Here is a 19,437-nt window from a genome sequence, read left to right as displayed (position 1 = left end):
CTGTTCGTCAGTGCAGTTAGCCTGCCTTTAGTCGTCTCTTCATATCTTGCCTGAGAGCTTCTGACTCCAGCCAAGTCATTCTTTATCTGACCGAGAGCTTGAACTTGTTTGGAAATGTCAGTTTTAAGTTGCCTTTGCTTGGAGCTTATATCATTGGTAACTGTCTGCTTTAGAAGATTCAAATCACCCGACAAAGCCGTCTGAGCATTCCTAGTCTGCGATTTAAACGCTTCAAGTCTAGCAACAGAATCCAGCCCAATCCGCTTGGCTTCCTGAGCAAGAGAGCTACTTGCGCCAGCTTGTTTCAAAGCTTCCTCAGCCTTGCGCCTTGATTCTCGTAAAGGTTCATCATGAAAGCTATTGAAACGCTGATTGATAGTGTCAGACACTTCTTGCTTGACTTCTTCCGCCTTAGCCTTGGCAAGTTCGATGGCATCCGTGATAGCTTTCTCACGCTTAGTAAATTCAGCGTCAAAGGCTGCGTCTGCTGCTTCTATCTGCGCTTGGATTTTGGCTTCAATGCCATCTTGTTGCTTAATCTGCTTGGTAATCGTACCCTCGTAAGAATACTGCGTATCATTTCCAGCTTTACTATCTGCGCTGATACGACCTCTTAGACCACCTTTGAAAGTAAAGCTCTGACTTAAGACAGGAACTTTAAAGGTTTCTTTCTTGTTGGTCTGAATGGTTACCCACTGCCCAACCTCAAGCAGTAAATGCCCTTGGTAGTTGAGATTATACGGATAGTAAGTCAGGTTTTTCAGCTTGTAATACAGGTCATTTAAAGCGCTCTGGGTCATGAAGACATTGTCTAGTTCCAAAGACCGACCTGTCTTCATACCAACCGTAAGAGGCTTCTTATCTGTCTTACAAGTAATACCAGCTATCTGATACTCAATCTCACTCTTGGTTAAACCATGTAGGAAGTAACTGTCTGCGTTTATCGTGATATTTGACTCAGTTAAATCACGGATTTCCATCTTCCCTTCTCGGTTGAAGAAACAAGACATCCCTATCATCTGAGTCATAGCGCTCAGCATATCCCTAAATGAAAGTTTCTTTCCTTCAGGAACTTGCTCGACATGGTAACGCATCGCGCTGATTCCGAAATAGTCATTCGCTAACTCAATGCCTGTTTTCAGGCAGATTTCCTGAATAACCTCTCGTACTTCAGCTGGGAAATGCAAATCTGTCACATACTCACGATTGAGCTTAAACATACCATCCATAAGTTCAAGTGTGGTTGTGTTGCGGTTTCGGTCAATCTCAATATCGTTGATGAAGTATTCCCCCATCTTGACCCACTGGTAGGTATCCCCAACCAGTAGACCAATCTCAGGGTGCAGGGTATCCAGCTTATTGAACGTGGTAATGATACTGGTAAAGGTAATTTTACCGCTACCAGCGCAGGTTCCACCAGGCTTATAAGTATCGCCCTTGATGTAGCCATACTCAAAACTAGCCTCTTTGATATCCCGTGAAGTATAATCACCAACACGAATAGCCAGCGTCCTTTCCTTGGCAAACATGGCTCTGTCAAATTGTCGTCTGGTTAAAGCATCCATTTTCTTACCTCTCTACCAGATTAAATTTAGCGCCAGACCAAGGTTTAAACTTCTCAGTAAAGGTATAGCTAGGAGCTGTCCTATCACCGACATAGAAAGTCTTTGTGACTTGGCCATCCATGGGGTCTGGATAAGACACCTCAAAAAATTCAGATGATACAGCATGTAAAAGCTGACTTAATTCTCCCTGAGTCATCATACCCCATTCACAGTCTAGTTTGCGTTTGGTCGTGATACGGTCACGCACCATGTCGCCATTGGCATTACGCCCTGTCTCTCCATCGATATCTTGAATACCGACTTGAAAAGATTTGGGAGGCTTCACAGCCACCCCATTGATTGTCAATTGTGCCATTTAACCTCCTAAATCTTGAGCAAGGTTTGACCTGCTCGTTCATGTTCCTTGTTAATTTCTTGGATGGCTACCCGTCCGAACTCATGGCCTGCGATTTGGATAACGATGTCGCCGTCGCCAGAAAATCCACCTTGTGGACCAACACCAGCCATGGCATTTACTACCGCACTGCTGACTACTCGCCCAAGTGTTTGGATAAATCCTGTATTTTCAAGTGGTACGACCGCCTCTTTACCTGCTTCACCAATCATGGCAATAGTTGGACTATCAACGATACCACCACGGGCAAGACGAGGAAGGCTAACTGTGCTTACACTTCCAATCCATCCCAGACCAGGTAAGTTTCTGACAACATCTAAAACACCATTAATCATGCCGATGAAGCCATTGACCACATTTTCAATCGTTCCAAGAACCGCATTGACTGCGCTCTTAAACGCTCCACCTACTGCCTCACCGACCATCTGACCAGCATTAACGAAGATACTTTTGACAGTATCCCAAACGCCTTTAAAGAAGTCGCCAATAGAGCTAAAGGCATTTTTAACAGCGTCAAAAGCTTTTCCGAATATATCGCCAAACCAGCTTGCTACTTTGGAAAGTGCACTTGTAACATCGTTCCATCTCTCGCCAAACCAAGAACCTAGTTTGCTAAAGATGTTTGTTAAGCCAGTCCATGCTTTTTGGAACATATCCGTAAACCATGCCCCGATATTAGCTAAAGCACTAGTCACATCCGCCCAACGTTGTCCGAACCATGAGCCGATTGGTGTGAAGATATTAACGATAGCGTCCCACGCACCTTGGAATACACCAGAGAACCACTCTCCGATGCCAGAGAAGATGTTTACAATAGCATCCCATCCTTGCTGGAACTTCTCGCCAAACCATTGACCTATTGGCTCAAAGATTTCTTGTAGCTTCGTCCATAGACCGCTGAAAAATTCGCCAATCGCTTGACAAATACCACTGATAAAATCACATAGTCCTTGCCATGCTGTTTTAGCAAACTCAACAACAGTGTCCCAATTTTGGTAGAGCAAGACACCAATAGCAATTAAGGCTGCGATTGCTGCAATAACTAAGGTTATTGGACTTGTCAAAACTGCTAACGCTGCATTAAAAGCCCATGTTGCAGCTGTAGCGACTCCTGCTGCCACAGAATGTGCAAATTCCGCCGCGGTTGCTAATCCCATTTTCGCTGTATGAGCAGTCCATGCTAGAGCTGATTTACCAAGTTCTAAAGCAGTTTTCCCTAGCTGTGCAATTGTTTTACCTGAATTGACAACAAAATCTTTTGCGTACAACGCATTCAAATAGATGGTTTCTCCGAAGCTGACCAATTTATCAAATGTCAAAGCTTTCAAAGCTAGTCCAAGATTTTTAATTCCGCTAACAATAAAGGAAACCTTACTACTTAATAATTCGAATGCTCCTGCAAGTCCCCCGGCTTGTTCAGCCCATGATAAGAAATTAATTGTTTGCCAAGCTGTTATCAAAGCCAAGATAGGTTCTTTGTTTTCTTTACACCAGTCAGAAAAAACGGTGAAACCATCTGCCACTAACTTAATAGCATCCGCCAATAGTCCCAAAGTGGCTAAAAGGCCACCTCCCAATAAATCTGAAATTCCTTCAATACTAACACCGAATACTCCTGATAAAAACTCAGCAAAAGGTTGCCAAGAATTCTCCCAAAGTATTTGAATAATATCAATTAGCCCATTAAAAGCATTAGCAATAGAGTTAATAGCAGGGACTACATGTTCATCATAAACACGACTTAAGCCATCGCCAAATTTGTTAACAGACCTTTCAATGCTCTCAAATACAGGCGCAACAGTATCTAATAAACTTTGGAAGACTGATGAAATTTTAGGAGCGCTTGTCACAACGACTTTTTCAAAACCTTTAAACAAACTTCCTGCTAATTTGCTACCGACTTCAACAATGGTAGATGTCAAGCTTAATAGAGTTGACACAATAGCACTACCTATACGAACCGCACCGGTTGAGGTAATGACGTCGTAGAAAGCACTAGAAAATGCCTGAGCGATGTTTCCTACTGCCTCTGCAATGTTACCAATATTATCAAACAAAGCAACTAGCGCCCTGGTAATGCGTTCCTTTTGCCTTCCAAGACCATTTGCAATACTTTCAGCGAGGAAAACACCGATACCTAGCCCGATAGTAGCTATTGAGCCTGTCACTTGCCCTAAAGCATAAGCGATTTTCTCAGCCATGCGATTAAAGGCATTCACAACCCTTGGGTCAGTGGCGATTTCTCCCATTGTCTTAGCTATTTGGTCTAAGGCGGTCTTAATGCGTTCAATACCTTCTGGCCTAAATGCTGCATCAAAACCTTTTTTGAAGAGGTCAAACAACCCTTTAAGCTTGTCTCCTAGCCCGTCAAAAATGCTCTTGAACTGGTTACCCATGTCGGTCAACTCGACTTCTGGCAAGATGTCTTTGAAAGGTCCGCCACCGCCTCCCTTTCCTTTACCACCTTTGCCACCACCTCCACCGCCAGAACCGCCTGCATCATCGTCTTTTGGTTTTTGTAAGATATTAATCTCGTCAAATCCCAAAAGACCTAGCAACTCTTTAGCAGCTTTCTTAGCGTTTTTGGCTGAGTCTCCAAGATTATCAGCAAGTCCTCCTGCTGAATCTCCAGCGTCGTCCACTGCATCAGCAAGGTCTCCTGCTCCGCCTGCAGCGTCTTTCATGGCGTTACCCATGTCTCCAACTGCACCACCAACACCATCTTTTACCGTAGCTTTCTTGTTGAACATCAAAGCGATAAACTCAGCGAGTTTAGCAGTAACATTCTTTAAGACCATGGCAAAAGAGTTCAAGACAGGCATAATGGCATTGATAATCGGCAACATAGAGTTACCAAGGTTCAATGCAGCGTCCTTCATCAGAGACTTAAATAGACTAATACGTCCATTTACAGAATTGGACAAGGTATTCCCATACTTTGCCGTAGCCTGTTCCAGGATAGCCATAAGGCGGATTTGTTGCTGGGTTTGGTAGTCCAACTGTTGCCAGCTTTGTCCGTTTGCAAAACGTTTAAAGGCTTCAGTAGACTCAATCATAGCCACATTGACGTTGATTCCTAGGTCTTCTCAATAATGTTATCGCATGGCTTTTTATCCATACTTCTTACAATTTCTTGTAAGTTCGGCATATATTTTCACCTACAACCGAATTGTCTAGGTGCTCACCACTCGTGGGGATATTTTATTCTATACTTTTTGACAAAACAAAAAGCACAGGTTCAATCCCTATGCTCTACGGTGACCAAGCCTTTTTAATTGCTTAGTTTACCTCGGTATCGTCATGTTTTAATTACTTAAAATTTAGAGTTTTACCGATTTTGGTAAGTTCTTAATCCGCCTATTTCTAAGCGGTGCGACAAAAGTCTATCGCTTCCGTATTCCCTAGCAAACCTGAGCGAATCCGCTCCATAACGTCTGTAATCGTGCGCCCAGAACCTTCAGCAACAACTGCCGACGTCTGCAACATCTTAGCAGTATAAGCGCTTAGCTTGTTGGTGTCTTTGATAAATCCAGAAAATAAGTTTGAGTAGACTGCACCATAGTTAGTAGCCTCGCCCACACCCATATTCATGGCATTAGCGTTATCGTTAACCCATTTTAAGAAAGATTGCGAACTCTCACCCATCTGTCGCTTAATTTGGTTCATAGACGCTGATACTTCAAGAGCTGTCTGCGTTGAATACATCCCAACATCAAGCAATTTCTTACCAAGGATTGCAAAACCAGCAAACTTAGCCAGCTTACCAAACGTACTACCGATTGAATTCGACTGTTCACGAACTTTGGCAGTGGCATTTTTCACTTGGTCAGATGTTCCCTTGACCTGATTCTCGACTTCTTTCATCTTCTTCCTGAAAGGCGCTATCTCAGCGTCAATCATGACTTTCAATTCGTCAAGAGTTGCCATTCATTTCCTCCTTCCTTTTGCGATTGTGTCTTTCTGCAAAATCACGCATCCGTTCCTTATGCAACAAAAGCGCTTGTCTCTGTCGTTCCTGTTCTACTGCTTGTTGTTCTTCTACAAACAACTCAGGCGCATATTCCCAGAACTCAAAGACCTTGGCATCTTTGGATAACAATAAAGAAACGTGATTGGAAATCATCTGCGAAAGTCTGTACGAGTCAATAATCTTCTCTTTACGCTCTTGGATTTTGACACGGTTGTAGCTTTCAATCATTTCCCTGATTTCAAGCACCGTTAAATCCCAAAAATCAAGAGGCTTACCCCCGATGTCCAAAAACATAGGATAAAGCCTCTCAATAATCTGCGTTACCGTTAAGATTACTCGACTACTGTCATTTTCTTCTTGGAAATTTTCTTGTCCTTGCTTCCTCGTGGAGTAAAACCCGACACTTCAAAGAGTGGCATTAAAACCTCTGTCATGAAGGTTGTTTGGTCTCCACCATTATCCACGTATTCATCGTATAGATCGTAGACATCCTCAAGAGAATACCCATTCTCATACTTTTGCAAAGCTCCATGAATCAAGAGCAATACAACTTTTAAAGGAGGCAAAGGAAACTCTTCGCCAGCTTCAGGCATGAAGATTTTCAGTAAGTTCATACCGATTTTTTCTTCAACTTTTGCTGCTTGATGAGATGAAAGTCGTAGTTTTAACTCTTTCTCATCGCTAATCTTCCAAATTGAGTAAGGTAACGCCATTTAATTAACCTCCAAGACCGTCTGTAAATTCCAATTCTGACTGCAATGCAATCTTAAGTGTGAACTCGATAACGGCATTGACACCGCCACCGCCCAGTTTAACAGATACTTGGCCTTCAAAATTGACCTTAGTACCGTCTGGATAAGCTTGTTCAAAGTAGAGTTTCTTCTTGTCGTCTGCTGCCTTACGCAATACACGGTAAGGAGCAGTTTCGCTTGAATTGTTATAAGAGAACTTGTATTCCAATTCCCCTGCATCACCAATACCAAATTCGTACTTCTTAACTTTATCTTCAAGAGTAGTGTTCTCTACTTTTTCAGGTTCGATACCAAACTCTGGTACTTCTTTCAATCCAACAAGCTTAGTATAGCTACCTTTGGTTTCGCTATAAGAAAGCGTAATTCCGTTTGCTAACATGTTTAATTCTCCATTCTAAATTGAAAAACAAGCTCTGAGTGTAAGTCAACAACCCCTTCAAAACGCATGACCTTATGTCTCAAATGGGACGGGTCTGGCACGTCTTGGCAGTCGGTTCTTCGTAAACCTAAAGACTCAAAAATCTGATTGATTTTAACAGCTAACTCACTAGTGCTTGTATCATCAAAGATATCCACCTTGTAGCGGATAGAGGATTTTTGTTCCTGGTCATCAAACCAATCACCCGGCTTGTTTTGTTCTTCCAAAAAAATAACGACTGGAAAAGTCTCCCAATCGCTAGGATACGTATCAGTCACATTATCTGCAACCTTTTGCAATTCTTTATAAATAACAGGCTTGATATTAATCATTTTATTTGTTCTCTTATCTTTCTACGGACATAATCCGAAATATTCTTAGACACACGCTCTTGATTGTCTCTCAAAGCTGGATAAAGATAAGGCTGAGCAGGTTGACCATACATCTTGTAGAACTCCCCAATCTTTTGAAAGTAGTAAGGCCCTACATTGATTTGGTCTTCATGCACATACCACGGACTAGAGCGATAAGTCACGCTGACTTCTGGAGAGATACCAGAATGGCTAGCCTGACCCTTGGGTCCTGTTCCAAACTCAACATAAGGAGCATAGTGTAGATTTGTGTAAACCTCACCTATAGCCTTATCTCCGTCCATTTTAACCCTAGTCTTGATACTGTTTCTAAGTTCTCCATTGTTGCCTGGTGCTAGTCTTTTAGCATCGGCTTGGACAACCTTTATAGCAGCATTGTGTACCGCACGTAAAACGATATCCTCGCCAGCTTTTTTACTAGCTAATCGTCTACATTTAGCTATGAGCCTATCTGCCCCTCGTAGCTCTGACACGCTCTAACTCCAAAACTTGATGATATGTGTAGACCTTTTTAGAGATAACCCTGTGAGTCACTTCCGTCGGGCTATCGATACACACACCATCTTTCACTTTGATAGTAGCTGACTTGTTGGCATTTGCGTTCAAAATGTCGTTGACACGCTCACCATACAATTCAGATTGTAGTTTACTACCAGCTGGCCACAATTCAAGGCGGACTGTCTCAGCTTCCTTGGCATACCCTTCTTTTGCGACACCTTCCTCTGTGACAGTCTTTTCAAACCGTCGCATTGGATAAGGTTTCAGTCTACTCTGCTTCAAAAACATGGCCTGCCACCCTTGCTAATCTGTGCATGCGTATACGCTGTAAAAGACCCGTAGACAGGCCGTTTTCTCCGTAGACTACTGCTATACCACCCTCGGTTCTGGAATGCTCTCCTTCCGCTCCTGAGCGATTGTGGAGCTCGATAGCGACCTCAGGTATTAAGAGGCTTAAAGCAGGTGTCAAAGATGTGCGGTTAGTCTCTGATAAGATAAGATTTGTAGCCCTCGTTTGGAGCAACATGAGAAGCTGAGTATCTTCTTCGCCTGTCATTTTCTTCAGCAACTCTATAGACATATCAATCCTCTTCTAAAAACTCAGGCTCAGGGAGAATTTCCTCAAGAACGTCTGAGATAGCGACACCATTGCTGGCGAAATTATCTGCCAGCTCGGCATAGCGCTCCTCAGTAATCTCAAGTTCCTCTCCTGCCAGTCGTTTCACATTTAATTCCCAGTCATAGAAATCTTGTTTGATTTTAAATTTCACTTTTTAAATCCTCCAACACCTCTACAATTTCAGCTTTTGATAACTTATAGGCACCAGTTATGCCAGCTTCTTTAGCTAGATTCTTCAACTCTTCTAAAGTCTTATTTTCTAAATCAGAATACTGGCCAGCTTGCTCCTCTTGGATATAATGACGTCGTAGCAATAAGCTCATATCATCACCTCTTACTCACCGAATTTTACAACTCGTGTAGGGTCGTATAGGTAAACACCGTAGTGTTCATCACCAGTGATGACTGTTGTCTTTTTAAGGATGTCACGGTCTGTTTCGATAGCCACATCACGTTTTAGCAAGATGACAAAAGCTCCATATTTATTGGCATCATCTGTCTGAGTTTGACTAGGAGAGACTTTGACGATAAAGCCTTTACCTTCATCAACTTTTTTAGAGCGTACAATTTGCACACCAGCTGCTTCACCGAACGTTCCGGATACAACCATATCTGCGCCAAGCTCTGAACCTTTAGTCCATTCTTTTGCTACGTCAGTTTTTAGCTTGATAGCATCTTTAGGGTTGATGATAGCAACATATCGCGCATCTTCTTCGTCCTCAAAAATCTCAAGAGCTTTATCAATAGTCGCTAGAGTTGTTGGAGCCTCTGCAACGTGCTGTGTTGCAGTCTTAGCCACCGCTACCAAATCATCATCAATCTTGTTAGCAATAGCCAAACCAAGCTGGTAAGTGGCTTGACCTAGTGGGTCACCAAGACCTGACAAAAGAGCTTCATCGGTAATTTCATAACCTTTAGCAGCCTTTTTGATGGTCATAGTAGTCTTTTTAGTAGTCAATTTGTCTGGAGAAATAGCTTGACCTTCTCCAACCTCAGTCGCATCTCCTGCGTACTCCCATGCTGGAACTGTTAGAGTGTTCCCTGGTTGTCCTTGGAGTGCTGTTTCCACATAAGCAAGTGGAGTAAATTTAATCAATTTAGGTAGTTTAGCGGAAACCATGTCCGCCATCACTTCTGGGTTAACCATAGTGGCTAGTTTAGTTTGTCCTGCTGTCATTTATTTTAACCTTTCAATTTCTTATAGAGTTCTGGGTTCTTTTGATAGAGTTCATTTCGACTCTGATAACCCATGCGAGCAAATTCTTCTTTTGTGATACCGTCACTATCGACTGGTGCTTGCTTCATTGGAGCTCCGCCTTTTAGCTTTTCTTGTACGCCTTTTTGCACGGCTTGTTCCCATGATTTCTGTAATACAGCGACAGATTGAGATACCGTCTCTGCGCTTGTCAAATCAACTACATTCACTAACTCAACAGGTAAGTCACGTTCACTTAGCATTGCTTTAGCCTCTGCGGTCAATTCCTTACGAGCAATAGCCTTTTCACGGTCAGCTAGTTCTTGCTCACGCTGATCCAACTGATATTTCTGTTTTTCATCAGCGTTCATCTTAGCAAGCTTCTTAGCTTCGTTTTCCTTGGCTTCTTGCTCTGACTTCCACTTGGCAAACTTCTTATCGATGATAGCATCGACATCTGCGTCCGTGTACTTCTTCTCGTCTTGCGGTTGTTGTGCAGGTTCTGCAGGTACCTTTTGTTCTTCAACCGTTTCGACTGTTTGTGTTTCTTCGTTCATTGCGAACCTCCTATTTTTAAAGTCGTCCCCGACTGTAATTTCCATAGCTTTTAGTGTCTTCAATGCTTGGACAATATTAAAACCGTACGGGATTCCATACGGTTAGGGCATAAGAAAACCGCCTCGATTTCGATGCGGTTTATAGTGGTTTATTGCAACAAAAAAGCGCCTAGATTACTATCTAAGCGCAAGATAGGCAGGACTGTCGGGGCTCCTGCATTTCTCGACCCACTATAAGTGGCGCGTTGGTGACAGATTCTCAACCTCTATCTTTACCAAAAGTATAGCACTATTTTTCCTTTTTGTAAAGCGTCAACATATTTTTTCCATTCTTTTTAACTTGACGAATCCCCACCTTGTTAAAGTGAATGACTAGCATTTCATCTCGTGGCACCATCACCGCTTCCATAATGACCTTATCTTTGTTAGGTATTTTTACATATGAAATAATTGATTTTTCAACCCTCTCTGAATTATCTAGAATCAAATAAGGTTTTTGAACTGCCTCTTTTATTAACATAAACTCATCTAAGGAATACTGTTGTCCATGTCTCACTAATGAAGTAGCTAAACTGCTAACATCTATATAAGCAGAACTTACTCCTATCAATTTGGTTATATCACTCGAAAAATTACCTAATTCATATTCAGATTTTAGTAAGTCTACAAGTTGTTCTTTCGATAATCCACCCCTCCCAATTTCATCCCATGCGTTACTAACATCAGAAAACAATTTTGGGGTATTATATCTTGAAACGGTTTTGTCACTTTTCTTATAATCTTGTATTTCATTTTTTACATCTTTCGCAACATACTTGCTATACCACTCTTTATAAGTCATATCGGCAGGCACGTACTCAACTTTACCTGTCTCTGGATTCCTTGCTCTGCGCTTCAAGTTGCTGTAGTCTGCGTCCTCATCGTATCCGACAGTAGTAGACCTACACCAAGGGTGCATAGGCGGACAATTGACACCAGGGACAGCCTTATCCCTATCATAGACCTGATTGTCATGCTCCTGACAAATGCGTGATGTACGCTTGTCTAAGACGGCCACAAAGATATACTTCTCTATATCCGCTTCCTCATAGTTGAGTAGCTCCATTTGGTTATGAAAAAAGGCTGATTCTGTCCGAACCAAACGCCTTGCATCGTTCTGCCCCACATTGAACCGCTCAGCAATTGCTTGTGCCGTTTCTCGTGTTCCTCTTCCTGTCATGAGGCTCATGAGTAGTTCATCTTTTATGCTAGAAGTAAGCTTCCCCGTATTCTTCCAGATGTTTGTTGAGTAGGTACTTCCATCTCCTACCCAACTAAAAGACTGTAGATGTTTAATCTCGCTCTCAGGAAGCCCAGAAAAGCCATATGCCAGCCCTGTCTGCTGTTGCAGGTCAAAGGTAGCCTTGTAGTAACTATCCTTCATCAGGTCGCTATAGAAGGCGTCTGAGCCTGTCTTCTCTGAATGATAGATAGATTCACGCATACGATCTAAATCATCACTCAAACGCTCTAGGCGCTTCATACGAAAAGAATAAGCTGGGCTGTCTAAGTCAGCTAGTAATCTTTGGATGTTCGGGTCATTCGGTCTTGCTTCAAGTACTTTACGAAGTTCATTCAGATTTTTCTTGTCTTTCATGTTCTTCAAGACTTGTCTAGCATCTACCTGACTTAGACCATAATCACGTTGGAACTTATCAAAAATCTTATTGACTTCCTTATCCAAGTAAGTCTTGGCTTCCTGATAGACCTTATCGAACTGGTCTGCCTGCTTTTCGGCCTTGTCCATCTGCTGGTAAATCAGATTGGCTTTCCTCTTCGCCCAATACTCCTGATTCTTCATCCTCTACCTCGTCTTCGGGTTTCGTGTTGTCTTTGTTGAACATCGGCATGTCTTCCATGTTCTTCTTTTTTTCTTCTTCCAAGGCTTCCAGTTCAGCGTCAGGGTCTTCCACAAACGGCAAGAGAGAAATAAGCTGCCTATTGGTCACTTTACCTTCCAAATTGTTCACAATCTGAGAGATTTCCAGCAAGTTTTTAGGCAAACCACGGCTGAATTGTGGAACGATTGAATGAGACTCTAGTGCAATCTGTTTCATACCCAAGTAATGAGCAAAAATCGCAATACGCTGACGCAATCCTCGCTTATAGTTCGCTTCCTTGGTCTTAGTAATCATCTCAAGGCCCATCAGCTTAAATTCCATAGCTCAATTTTGTTACCGTAGAGGCTCTTTATCCTCTACTTCTTACGGTTTCCCGTAAGTTCAGACTATCTCTTCACCCTTATCAGGGTGTCGGATTTCGTGGATATTTCTGCATATAAAAAAAACGATACTATGTACCGTTTCTCACTTAGCTTACTCTATCTAGTCGTTAAACCTTACTGATATTTCTACCAGCAGTGGTAATTGATTAGCTTCAGTAATATGTCACAAATCTCCCTTTTTCATCTCGAACAATTGTCTTACCAGACATGTCCACACCTTTTGAAAATTGTCTTAAATCGTATTTTTTATAATTCAATAAGATATCATCTATTGTTTCATCATTAACGATTATATCATCTCGTTTTATGGAACGATAATATCTGTAGACAAGAGTTGAAAAAGAAATGTTGTTTTCTTCAGATAATTTTTTTAGATAGTCTCTCAAGATATATCCCTTATACTTAACGTTATCAGAACGATTACGTTTATTTGTATGTTCAGGAACCCACCTACAATTACTTGGTGAGTAGTCTTTGTCATTATCTATCCTATCTAATTGCAAACCAAATTCTACTCCGTTTTGCATTGCCCAACTTCTGAACTTAGCTACATCACTAAATTCATCAGAAACACCTATTCCACGTTTCCCATACCATTTATAAGCCCAATGTTTTTCATCATAACACCTTGCTAACATAGAGTAATAAACTTGATTTAGATGTTTGTGCATTTTATCTTTTATCATTCATCTTCTCCTAGATTATTATACCATAACAGAATATAAATATCTAGGTTATTACTGTTTTGCGCCTTCCAATTTTAACCCGATTTATTACCTCAAAGTTACCTTTGAGGAGGGCAACTATTTCACCCCCGAAGTATTCCCTGCGAAATTCTCATCAGTCAAATTAGGCACATGGCTAAATGTGTAGATGTCCTCTTTAAGAGCTGTACGCAAGATTTCCGTAGCACTTTCATCCAGCGTATTCTTCAAGAACTCGGCTCTTGCACTATCGCCCGGCAATTCCAAAAGACCTTCTTCAGAAAGAATCTTCATCGCTACCTTGGCATCTTCTGGAGTGTCTGCTAACTGTGTGCCATATAAGACAAGGATAGACTCTACTGCCTGCTCCTTATCGTTGACACGGTTACCCATCAAGGAATTATAGGCATCAATCAAGCTAATCTGTTGCTCGTAGTCGCCAATGGCAAAGTGATTGTTGCGATACTCGATAATTGGGATTTGACCAAGGTTGTGAGGTGTTGCCTCCTCGCTCTGAGTTGTTCCTGAATCTGTACTTCTCAGCACCATGTGATAGTGCAGATTTTCGGTAAAGACCTCAGCCTGGTACTTGGTAGTGTCTTTCGTATCGTCTTTTACTTCATAGTAATAGACCGCAAACAAAGGCTTCCGCTCAATACTATCATCGTAGACCATGAAAGTATTCTCCGGATCAATACTAGTTGAGTCCAACTCAGTCATACCCTCTTTAGCATAGATGTACTCGTAAGCACGACCATAGATAGCCATGTTCAAAGCATTCTGAGCATCTACTTGGTCAATCTCAGCACCATCAAAGGCTGTAAGTAGTTCATCGATATCACCGTCAGCAGTATTGTTATACTTGATAGGATTGCCCATAAAATAGCCCGTAGCCGTGTCTGCGATATCCTTGGCATGATTAGCTACCGTCTTGTAATTCGGTGCGTTCACGTTGCGTCTCGTGTGTTCTAAGATAGCATGCTCACCCAAATAGTAGCTTTTAAGCTTCTTCAAATGTGAGCTTTCAGTGTTATGTATCGTTATCAATTTGTAAATCAGGTCTTTCTTCAAAGAACCCTCATCGTATCCATCCCGTGGATAGGTTAAATATTGGTACATGTCTTTCCTCTCTATAGACCATAATCAGAACGTCTGCGGACGGTTGCTTTTGGTTGCGAATGTTGCGAGTAAATCGCATAACGCACCGCATCTAGTACGTCGTCATTCTCTTTCACTGGTTCGCCTGTCTTTTCGTTCCAGATGTATTGGTAGACTTCATCTTTGAACTTGCTGACCTTGTTTGATACAACAAAAAAACGCCCAGCTTTCATCAGCTTGGCTACTTCTTCAATACCAGACAATACCGCTTTATTAGCGTTGAATGTTCTTAATTGCTCTCTTTGAAATCTAGCAACGTGTTCAGGTCGTGCACTGTCTGCCCAGAACGTAATATTCCCGTATCGTTCCTTGATATTCTTAGCGAGGTCTACCCAAAAATCTATCTCTTTGTACTGATGAGCGTGTTCCTCTAACAGATAAGCTGAACCGCCAGATGTTTCTCCAATGACAACAATAGAGCCAAAGTGTTCATATCCCCAGTCAACACCAGCATAGACTTTAGTGATATCTTCTGGTACGTTATCTACAACCATATTCTCGCTAAAATCACGATAGACGACGCCCTCACCAGTCACCCACAGACCAAGAATATCTCGGTCATAAAATACACCAGCTGGTGTCGCATTCTTGATATTCTCTCGGTATCTGTCAGACATGAATGTATTATCATCTAACTTAAAATGAAAGTCGATGATCATATCGTCGCCAGAGTTGATATAATCCCGTCTGAGCCAGTGAGTTGGGATGTCTGGGTTACTGTCCCAAACAATCCTTGCGCCTTCTCCTGAGCAACGTGAGATGATTTCTTTAAATACTTGTTCGTTAGCAAGAGATGCCTCGTTTACATAAGCTCCAAAAGCAGTAAAGCCACGGGCGCGTTTTAAACCAGATATAGAACCGGTGTAGACTTGAACTACCTTGACACCGCAAAGGGTAAAAGCTCCGTGCTTATCGTATTTAGGTTCAATATCAAACATGTTATACAGCTCCTGAATGATATTGTTTTGTATCGATGTTGAAGATGTTCCAGCTAAGATATACATCGGCTCATCTATGTTTAATCTATCCGCTGTTTCTCTCACTCGTGCAATCTCATTCATGAAGACCATGTTGTTTAGAACAGTTTTACCTGAACGTTTTGCACCATGGAGACCACAGATAAAAAAATCATCATTCAATACTCGTGTAAGCACTTCTTCTTGTCGCTTTGTAAATTTATTTGTCATCAAAAGCACCTCTCAAAGCCTTGGCGAAGTCTATCAATTTATCGTCTTGTTCATTATCCACACCGATTTGTGATTTAAGTTTTTCGATTTCAAGTTCTAGTTTCTCAGCTTGTTTAGCAGTCGGATAACGCTTCAATATCTCAGCTATCGCTTTAATAACTGTGTTATTATCTGCCTTTTTCGTAACTCTATCCACCTCACCAGTGACAGGGTTCATCATCAAAACTTCCTCAAGTCGCTGGCCTCTTGCAATGTCTGAGAGAATCGAAAGAGCCTCTTTAGCGCTCAAAATATTTTCATCATGCATCTTTTCAGTTTCGGTTTGTATAAACGTTTTAACGCTTGCATTTTCTAGCAATTTACTAGCGGTTGTCTTAGCATACGCTTCACTATAACCTGCGAATATTGCGGATTGATAGACATTTCCAGTCCTCAAATACTCGCTCGCAAACATCTTTTGTCTTTGATTTAACCCAATGCCCATCACCACCTTTCGACAAAATAAAAAGTCACACGATGTGCGACCTTCCTGCAAGACGACTACAACCTTGCTTGTGTATTAAATTTTGACTTCTTTTTTATTTTTTATAGTCATTACAACCTCTGAGGGAATCAAACCCTCTAGCTTATAACTTACCTAGGATATAAGTAGCTACGCAACCATGCGAGGTTCGGTCGCTTCTGCAACCATTTTTAAGTTAATGAGTGATATATGAATGCTAAGCCTACTGCCTACCCCATTCTGGGACACAAACACTCAAATGACAGTAGCTGGAATTGAACCAGCTGGTCTAGCAGTAAAACGCACGTTTGGTAAAAGTTTCAAGGAGACCCAAACAACCTGCTAACCTATCCTTACTGTCTAAGAGGCCGAAACCTCGGAAAAATATAATAAAGTATAAAGGAGACGTCAATTGACCTATCACTTGACAATACTATTTTACCATGTAAAATAAGCCATTTCCTAGCAATTTACTTGCAAATATCTCCCAAAAATTTACGAAAGACAATCAGCTTACCTTTTCGATAGGCTTCCGCAAATTCCAAAGCACCTCTACTAAGCATGCGATAGAACTCACTTTCAGAATAGCCTAAGTCCATATAGATAGCCTTGTCTGATAATTGGATTTTCATATCCATGTACTTCTTTGCTATAACCTGCCGAACGTATGGATCCATAATGCAGTTCACAGCTCTCTCAATTTCCAAAACCTCTGCCTCTGCATCCACATGTTCGATAACCATATTCTCAGTGGCTGTGTTCTTACCAGTAAACGTCTTTGGTTCAAATGAGTAGGTCGTTGTAATTTTAGGCAAATACTCAGCGCCTGCCATTCGGACATACGAGCGATAACTCTCTAGAACGTCATATACATTTTTTTTGGTAAATTGCACGTCAACGCTTTTTAATAACCTCACAACATCGCTCCTTTATGATATAATATTTTTAGCGAACATATCACAAAGGAGTCAGCTGTGCTGGCTTTTTTCTTGCTTTGTTCCGTTTTTATATGTATACTGTATGTATACAAAATAAAGGAGAAACAAATGAATACTGTTAAAACTCGTAAGGTTGGGAACTCTGTCACTGTGACCATTCCCAAAACACTCAATGTTCCAGAAGGTCAGGAAATGTTTGTCTACAAGGGTGTAGATAATGTCATTGTCCTAGCTCCAAAAATTCCAGACCCATTTAGCGGCGATGCAGACCTACGCATGGAAGATGACTTTGAAGGGGTAAAATTCCTTGACAGCGAAATATGATTACATTCCAGAAAAACAGGACATCATCTGGATTGACTTCGACCCGTCTGTTGGACGTGAGATTCAGAAACGCCGTCCTGCTATTGTCGTCTCGCGTAGAGAATATTCGGAGCGGACGGGATTTGTTGCTGTATGCCCTATTACACACGGTCAAAGCAGACTAGAAGAACAAGGCCTGCTCGTTCCTGTGCGTTCCAATAAGGTAGATGGCTCTGTCAATCCACTCCAACTCTATACTTTTGACTTTAGAGAGCGCAAGGCTCAAAAAATCACAACCATGGATACAACCAGTTTTCAGAAGGTTGTCCAACTCTACAACTTCATCTTCGAAGCCTAGTCCTTATGGATTGGGCTTTTTTAGTTCTTCTCTAATTCCTCAATCAACCAATCAAGGTTCTTACGTGCTTTCTTCAGGTCTTCCAGACCGTTTTTCTTTTGAAACCGTAGCATATACTTGATTGCGTTGCCCCAAAAGAAAGCAGACGCTCCGGAAAGGCTCCCAACGAAGTTATGCACAACATCGATAGCCTCAAGACCGTTTGCACCTTGGTAGTGGCTTGGTTTGTTTATATTGTCAATTATTTCTGGGTTCATTCCTTATCCTCCAAAAGTTCTGGGTTTTCGTAGATATTGCCAATGACTTCATAATTCTTGCGAATATCTTCATAGTCCATAGCTTGAAACCATTCATCATCATAACTAGAATTAAGGTGAAACCCGATATTTTTTATTTTATATCCAAAATCTTCCTCATAAATCCATTTACCAAATTTGACTACGCTGGGCATTCCACTATTCCTAGAAACCACATCCTCCTCGAAAATCTCCACCCCGTTCTTATCCTTGAGTCCTGTTGATTGCATGAGGATCAATTCTGACTTTTCGATAGGAATAAGAAGTTTGGAGTCCGATGTTGGTTTTTCCATGTTGCAAATCAAGCCGTTATCTGTGATAAAAAAATGTTCTACGAATTTCTTTTCTACGCTATCCCACACTCTAAATTTTGGTGTCATGCCAAATCCTCCTCCTTCACAAAGCTGCCATCAATCCAACGACCCTTGCGATCTTTGATTTCTTGGTATGCCAGTTCAAAACACTCTTCAAAATCATAACCTAGCGACTTGCTGATTGATTTTAGATGACCAATCAATAGAGTCAATGATTTTATACGTAAGGTCATAAGTTTCAGATGTTGTTCTGTTTGAATGTTGCTAATACATGTATTTGCGTACGCGAATGATGTCATAATATCGTTCTTTCTAACATTCTTCGACTCTTCAAAAATACTATCCAAATCCACTTTGCTCAACAATCCCAGACCGACAATCACGACTGCGCAATCTCCAATGCTATCCTTGGTCAGCTTCTCATTCTTCTTGAGATAGCCTGCGCACAACTCACCGAACTCTTCGCTAAGTTTTAATGACTGCTTGTCTAGTCGTCCACCGTTTTCTAAATCACGGTCAATAAACCATTGTTTGACTTTTTCTAGTGTGTTCATAGTAGTACCTCATCCCCTACTCTAATCTTCTCATACACGTCCTTAGTAACTACGAAAATGCCGTAGTCACGAATAGTAAGCGTATATAGCTTGCCGTGTCGTCCTTTCTCGACGACCTTACCAAATATCTCAGCGCCTGCGTTATCCGCCTTGTAGATAACCATAGGCTTCTTCTTTTCTAGTTCTGCAATCCTGTCCATCTGCCAGATGTTTAGTCCAGCAGATACCAGAATCCAGATAGCTATGAATCGTTTCAATCTGTGACCTCCTCAAATTTCATAAACGTCATCCAATGCGTAGTACCTCTTTGTTGTCCAAACAATGGTTTAAAAGGTACAGATTTAAGAACTTCTTTAACGTTGATTTGACAATCAGACCATTTAAAAACTAGAGTACCTCCAACTTTTAGAACTCTCATGCATTCTTCAAAATCCTTGGCTAAATCTTCCGGCCAGGTAACTTTATCCAGCTGGCCATATTGTGATCGCATAATTGAGTTTTGACCTGCCCATTTCAAATGT

At 41.5% G+C, this 19,437-nt stretch carries 25 protein-coding genes and 4 pseudogenes; 2 read left to right on the top strand and 27 right to left on the bottom strand.

Going from position 1 to position 19,437, the window contains the following annotated elements:
* The 22 genes and pseudogenes from HT715_RS08715 to HT715_RS08610 form a co-directional block, all read right to left on the bottom strand.
* A partial coding sequence (locus HT715_RS08715; protein WP_240149855.1) for a pblB occupies positions 1-1,565 on the bottom strand: 1,565 nt, incomplete at its 3' end.
* Positions 1,566-1,569: 4 nt separating this feature from the next.
* Positions 1,570-1,920 (bottom strand): DUF6711 family protein, encoded by a 351-nt coding sequence (locus HT715_RS08710; protein ID WP_000068028.1) that lies wholly within the window; start codon positions 1,918-1,920, stop codon positions 1,570-1,572.
* An 8-nt stretch (positions 1,921-1,928) separates the two neighbouring features.
* Positions 1,929-4,016 carry a hypothetical protein gene (locus HT715_RS08705; RefSeq protein ID WP_138699298.1) on the bottom strand — a complete coding sequence of 696 codons (2,088 nt, stop codon included), beginning with the start codon at positions 4,014-4,016 and terminating at the stop codon, positions 1,929-1,931.
* A gap of 1,324 nt (positions 4,017-5,340) precedes the next feature.
* A pseudogene (locus tag HT715_RS08700) lies at positions 5,341-5,886 on the bottom strand (hypothetical protein); the annotation flags it as partial.
* Positions 5,873-6,223, bottom strand: a complete 351-nt coding sequence (locus tag HT715_RS08695) for a hypothetical protein (RefSeq protein WP_055387706.1) — start codon at positions 6,221-6,223, stop codon at positions 5,873-5,875. The gene HT715_RS08695 and the pseudogene HT715_RS08700, both read right to left, overlap by 14 nt.
* A 38-nt stretch (positions 6,224-6,261) precedes the next feature.
* Positions 6,262-6,642 carry a DUF6096 family protein gene (locus HT715_RS08690; protein ID WP_023937152.1) on the bottom strand — a complete coding sequence of 127 codons (381 nt, stop codon included), beginning with the start codon at positions 6,640-6,642 and terminating at the stop codon, positions 6,262-6,264.
* A gap of 4 nt (positions 6,643-6,646) precedes the next feature.
* Complete coding sequence (locus HT715_RS08685) at positions 6,647-7,060, bottom strand: phage tail tube protein (RefSeq protein ID WP_000880679.1); 414 nt, start codon at positions 7,058-7,060, stop codon at positions 6,647-6,649.
* A gap of 2 nt (positions 7,061-7,062) precedes the next feature.
* On the bottom strand, positions 7,063-7,431 hold the full coding sequence (locus HT715_RS08680; protein ID WP_000608236.1) for a hypothetical protein: 369 nt from the start codon (positions 7,429-7,431) through the stop codon (positions 7,063-7,065).
* Positions 7,428-7,943: an HK97-gp10 family putative phage morphogenesis protein gene (locus HT715_RS08675; RefSeq protein ID WP_023937154.1), complete on the bottom strand. Its 516-nt coding sequence runs from the start codon at positions 7,941-7,943 to the stop codon at positions 7,428-7,430. The genes HT715_RS08680 and HT715_RS08675 overlap by 4 nt, the downstream gene beginning before the upstream one ends.
* The gene (locus HT715_RS08670; RefSeq protein WP_023937156.1) at positions 7,918-8,256 is read right to left on the bottom strand and encodes a hypothetical protein; all 339 of its coding nucleotides are present in this window, start codon (positions 8,254-8,256) and stop codon (positions 7,918-7,920) included. The genes HT715_RS08675 and HT715_RS08670 overlap by 26 nt, the downstream gene beginning before the upstream one ends.
* A complete protein-coding gene (locus HT715_RS08665) occupies positions 8,237-8,548 on the bottom strand; it encodes a phage head-tail connector protein (protein ID WP_000021225.1) in 312 nt (103 codons plus the stop codon). Before HT715_RS08665 ends, HT715_RS08670 begins: the two co-directional genes overlap by 20 nt.
* Before the next feature lies 1 nt (position 8,549).
* On the bottom strand, positions 8,550-8,738 hold the full coding sequence (locus HT715_RS08660) for a hypothetical protein (RefSeq protein ID WP_000669344.1): 189 nt from the start codon (positions 8,736-8,738) through the stop codon (positions 8,550-8,552).
* Entirely contained in the window at positions 8,728-8,910 is a 183-nt protein-coding gene (locus HT715_RS08655) for a Rho termination factor N-terminal domain-containing protein (RefSeq protein WP_000054933.1), read from the bottom strand. The genes HT715_RS08660 and HT715_RS08655 overlap by 11 nt, the downstream gene beginning before the upstream one ends.
* Positions 8,911-8,921: 11 nt before the next feature.
* Positions 8,922-9,764 carry a N4-gp56 family major capsid protein gene (locus tag HT715_RS08650; protein WP_023937159.1) on the bottom strand — a complete coding sequence of 281 codons (843 nt, stop codon included), beginning with the start codon at positions 9,762-9,764 and terminating at the stop codon, positions 8,922-8,924.
* A gap of 5 nt (positions 9,765-9,769) precedes the next feature.
* Complete coding sequence (locus tag HT715_RS08645; protein WP_001001558.1) at positions 9,770-10,339, bottom strand: DUF4355 domain-containing protein; 570 nt, start codon at positions 10,337-10,339, stop codon at positions 9,770-9,772.
* Positions 10,340-10,628: 289 nt separating this feature from the next.
* Positions 10,629-12,179 carry a minor capsid protein gene (locus tag HT715_RS08640; protein ID WP_171043164.1) on the bottom strand — a complete coding sequence of 517 codons (1,551 nt, stop codon included), beginning with the start codon at positions 12,177-12,179 and terminating at the stop codon, positions 10,629-10,631.
* A pseudogene (locus HT715_RS08635) lies at positions 12,088-12,543 on the bottom strand (phage portal protein); the annotation flags it as partial. The pseudogene HT715_RS08635 and the gene HT715_RS08640, both read right to left, overlap by 92 nt.
* A 211-nt stretch (positions 12,544-12,754) precedes the next feature.
* Positions 12,755-13,288, bottom strand: a complete 534-nt coding sequence (locus tag HT715_RS08630; RefSeq protein ID WP_000588570.1) for a hypothetical protein — start codon at positions 13,286-13,288, stop codon at positions 12,755-12,757.
* Between the two features lie 123 nt (positions 13,289-13,411).
* Positions 13,412-14,425 (bottom strand): annotated as a pseudogene (locus tag HT715_RS08625) (phage portal protein); the annotation flags it as partial.
* 11 nt (positions 14,426-14,436) lie between these two features.
* Positions 14,437-15,651: a PBSX family phage terminase large subunit gene (locus tag HT715_RS08620; protein WP_000182319.1), complete on the bottom strand. Its 1,215-nt coding sequence runs from the start codon at positions 15,649-15,651 to the stop codon at positions 14,437-14,439.
* The gene (locus tag HT715_RS08615) at positions 15,641-16,135 is read right to left on the bottom strand and encodes a terminase small subunit (RefSeq protein ID WP_138706186.1); all 495 of its coding nucleotides are present in this window, start codon (positions 16,133-16,135) and stop codon (positions 15,641-15,643) included. The genes HT715_RS08620 and HT715_RS08615 overlap by 11 nt, the downstream gene beginning before the upstream one ends.
* 488 nt (positions 16,136-16,623) lie before the next feature.
* On the bottom strand, positions 16,624-17,070 hold the full coding sequence (locus HT715_RS08610; protein ID WP_001237927.1) for an ArpU family phage packaging/lysis transcriptional regulator: 447 nt from the start codon (positions 17,068-17,070) through the stop codon (positions 16,624-16,626).
* 129 nt (positions 17,071-17,199) lie between these two features.
* On the opposite strand from HT715_RS08610, the gene HT715_RS08605 reads away from it, so the two are divergent.
* Together HT715_RS08605 and HT715_RS08600 are read left to right on the top strand one after the other, a co-directional pair.
* Positions 17,200-17,415, top strand: coding sequence for an AbrB family transcriptional regulator (locus HT715_RS08605; protein ID WP_001098945.1), 216 nt, complete (start codon positions 17,200-17,202; stop codon positions 17,413-17,415).
* Positions 17,399-17,752 (top strand): type II toxin-antitoxin system PemK/MazF family toxin, encoded by a 354-nt coding sequence (locus tag HT715_RS08600; protein ID WP_000125658.1) that lies wholly within the window; start codon positions 17,399-17,401, stop codon positions 17,750-17,752. The genes HT715_RS08605 and HT715_RS08600 overlap by 17 nt, the downstream gene beginning before the upstream one ends.
* Positions 17,753-17,772: 20 nt before the next feature.
* On the opposite strand, the gene HT715_RS08595 is transcribed toward HT715_RS08600, so the two are convergent.
* The 5 genes and pseudogenes from HT715_RS08595 to HT715_RS08575 all read right to left on the bottom strand — a co-directional run.
* Positions 17,773-18,009, bottom strand: coding sequence for a DUF3310 domain-containing protein (locus HT715_RS08595; protein ID WP_001067625.1), 237 nt, complete (start codon positions 18,007-18,009; stop codon positions 17,773-17,775).
* Positions 18,006-18,428, bottom strand: coding sequence for a YopX family protein (locus HT715_RS08590; protein ID WP_000187974.1), 423 nt, complete (start codon positions 18,426-18,428; stop codon positions 18,006-18,008). The genes HT715_RS08595 and HT715_RS08590 overlap by 4 nt, the downstream gene beginning before the upstream one ends.
* Positions 18,425-18,916, bottom strand: a complete 492-nt coding sequence (locus tag HT715_RS08585; RefSeq protein WP_001093849.1) for a MazG-like family protein — start codon at positions 18,914-18,916, stop codon at positions 18,425-18,427. Before HT715_RS08585 ends, HT715_RS08590 begins: the two co-directional genes overlap by 4 nt.
* Complete coding sequence (locus tag HT715_RS08580; protein ID WP_023937170.1) at positions 18,913-19,173, bottom strand: DUF1372 family protein; 261 nt, start codon at positions 19,171-19,173, stop codon at positions 18,913-18,915. The genes HT715_RS08585 and HT715_RS08580 overlap by 4 nt, the downstream gene beginning before the upstream one ends.
* Positions 19,170-19,437, bottom strand: a pseudogene (locus tag HT715_RS08575) (SAM-dependent methyltransferase); the annotation flags it as partial. The gene HT715_RS08580 and the pseudogene HT715_RS08575, both read right to left, overlap by 4 nt.

Source organism: Streptococcus sp. 4155 (genome assembly GCF_013276695.1).
Lineage (GTDB): Bacteria > Bacillota > Bacilli > Lactobacillales > Streptococcaceae > Streptococcus > Streptococcus pseudopneumoniae.
The sequence above is the reverse complement of the archived record's forward strand: the minus strand, read 5'-3'. Positions and strand labels throughout refer to the sequence as shown.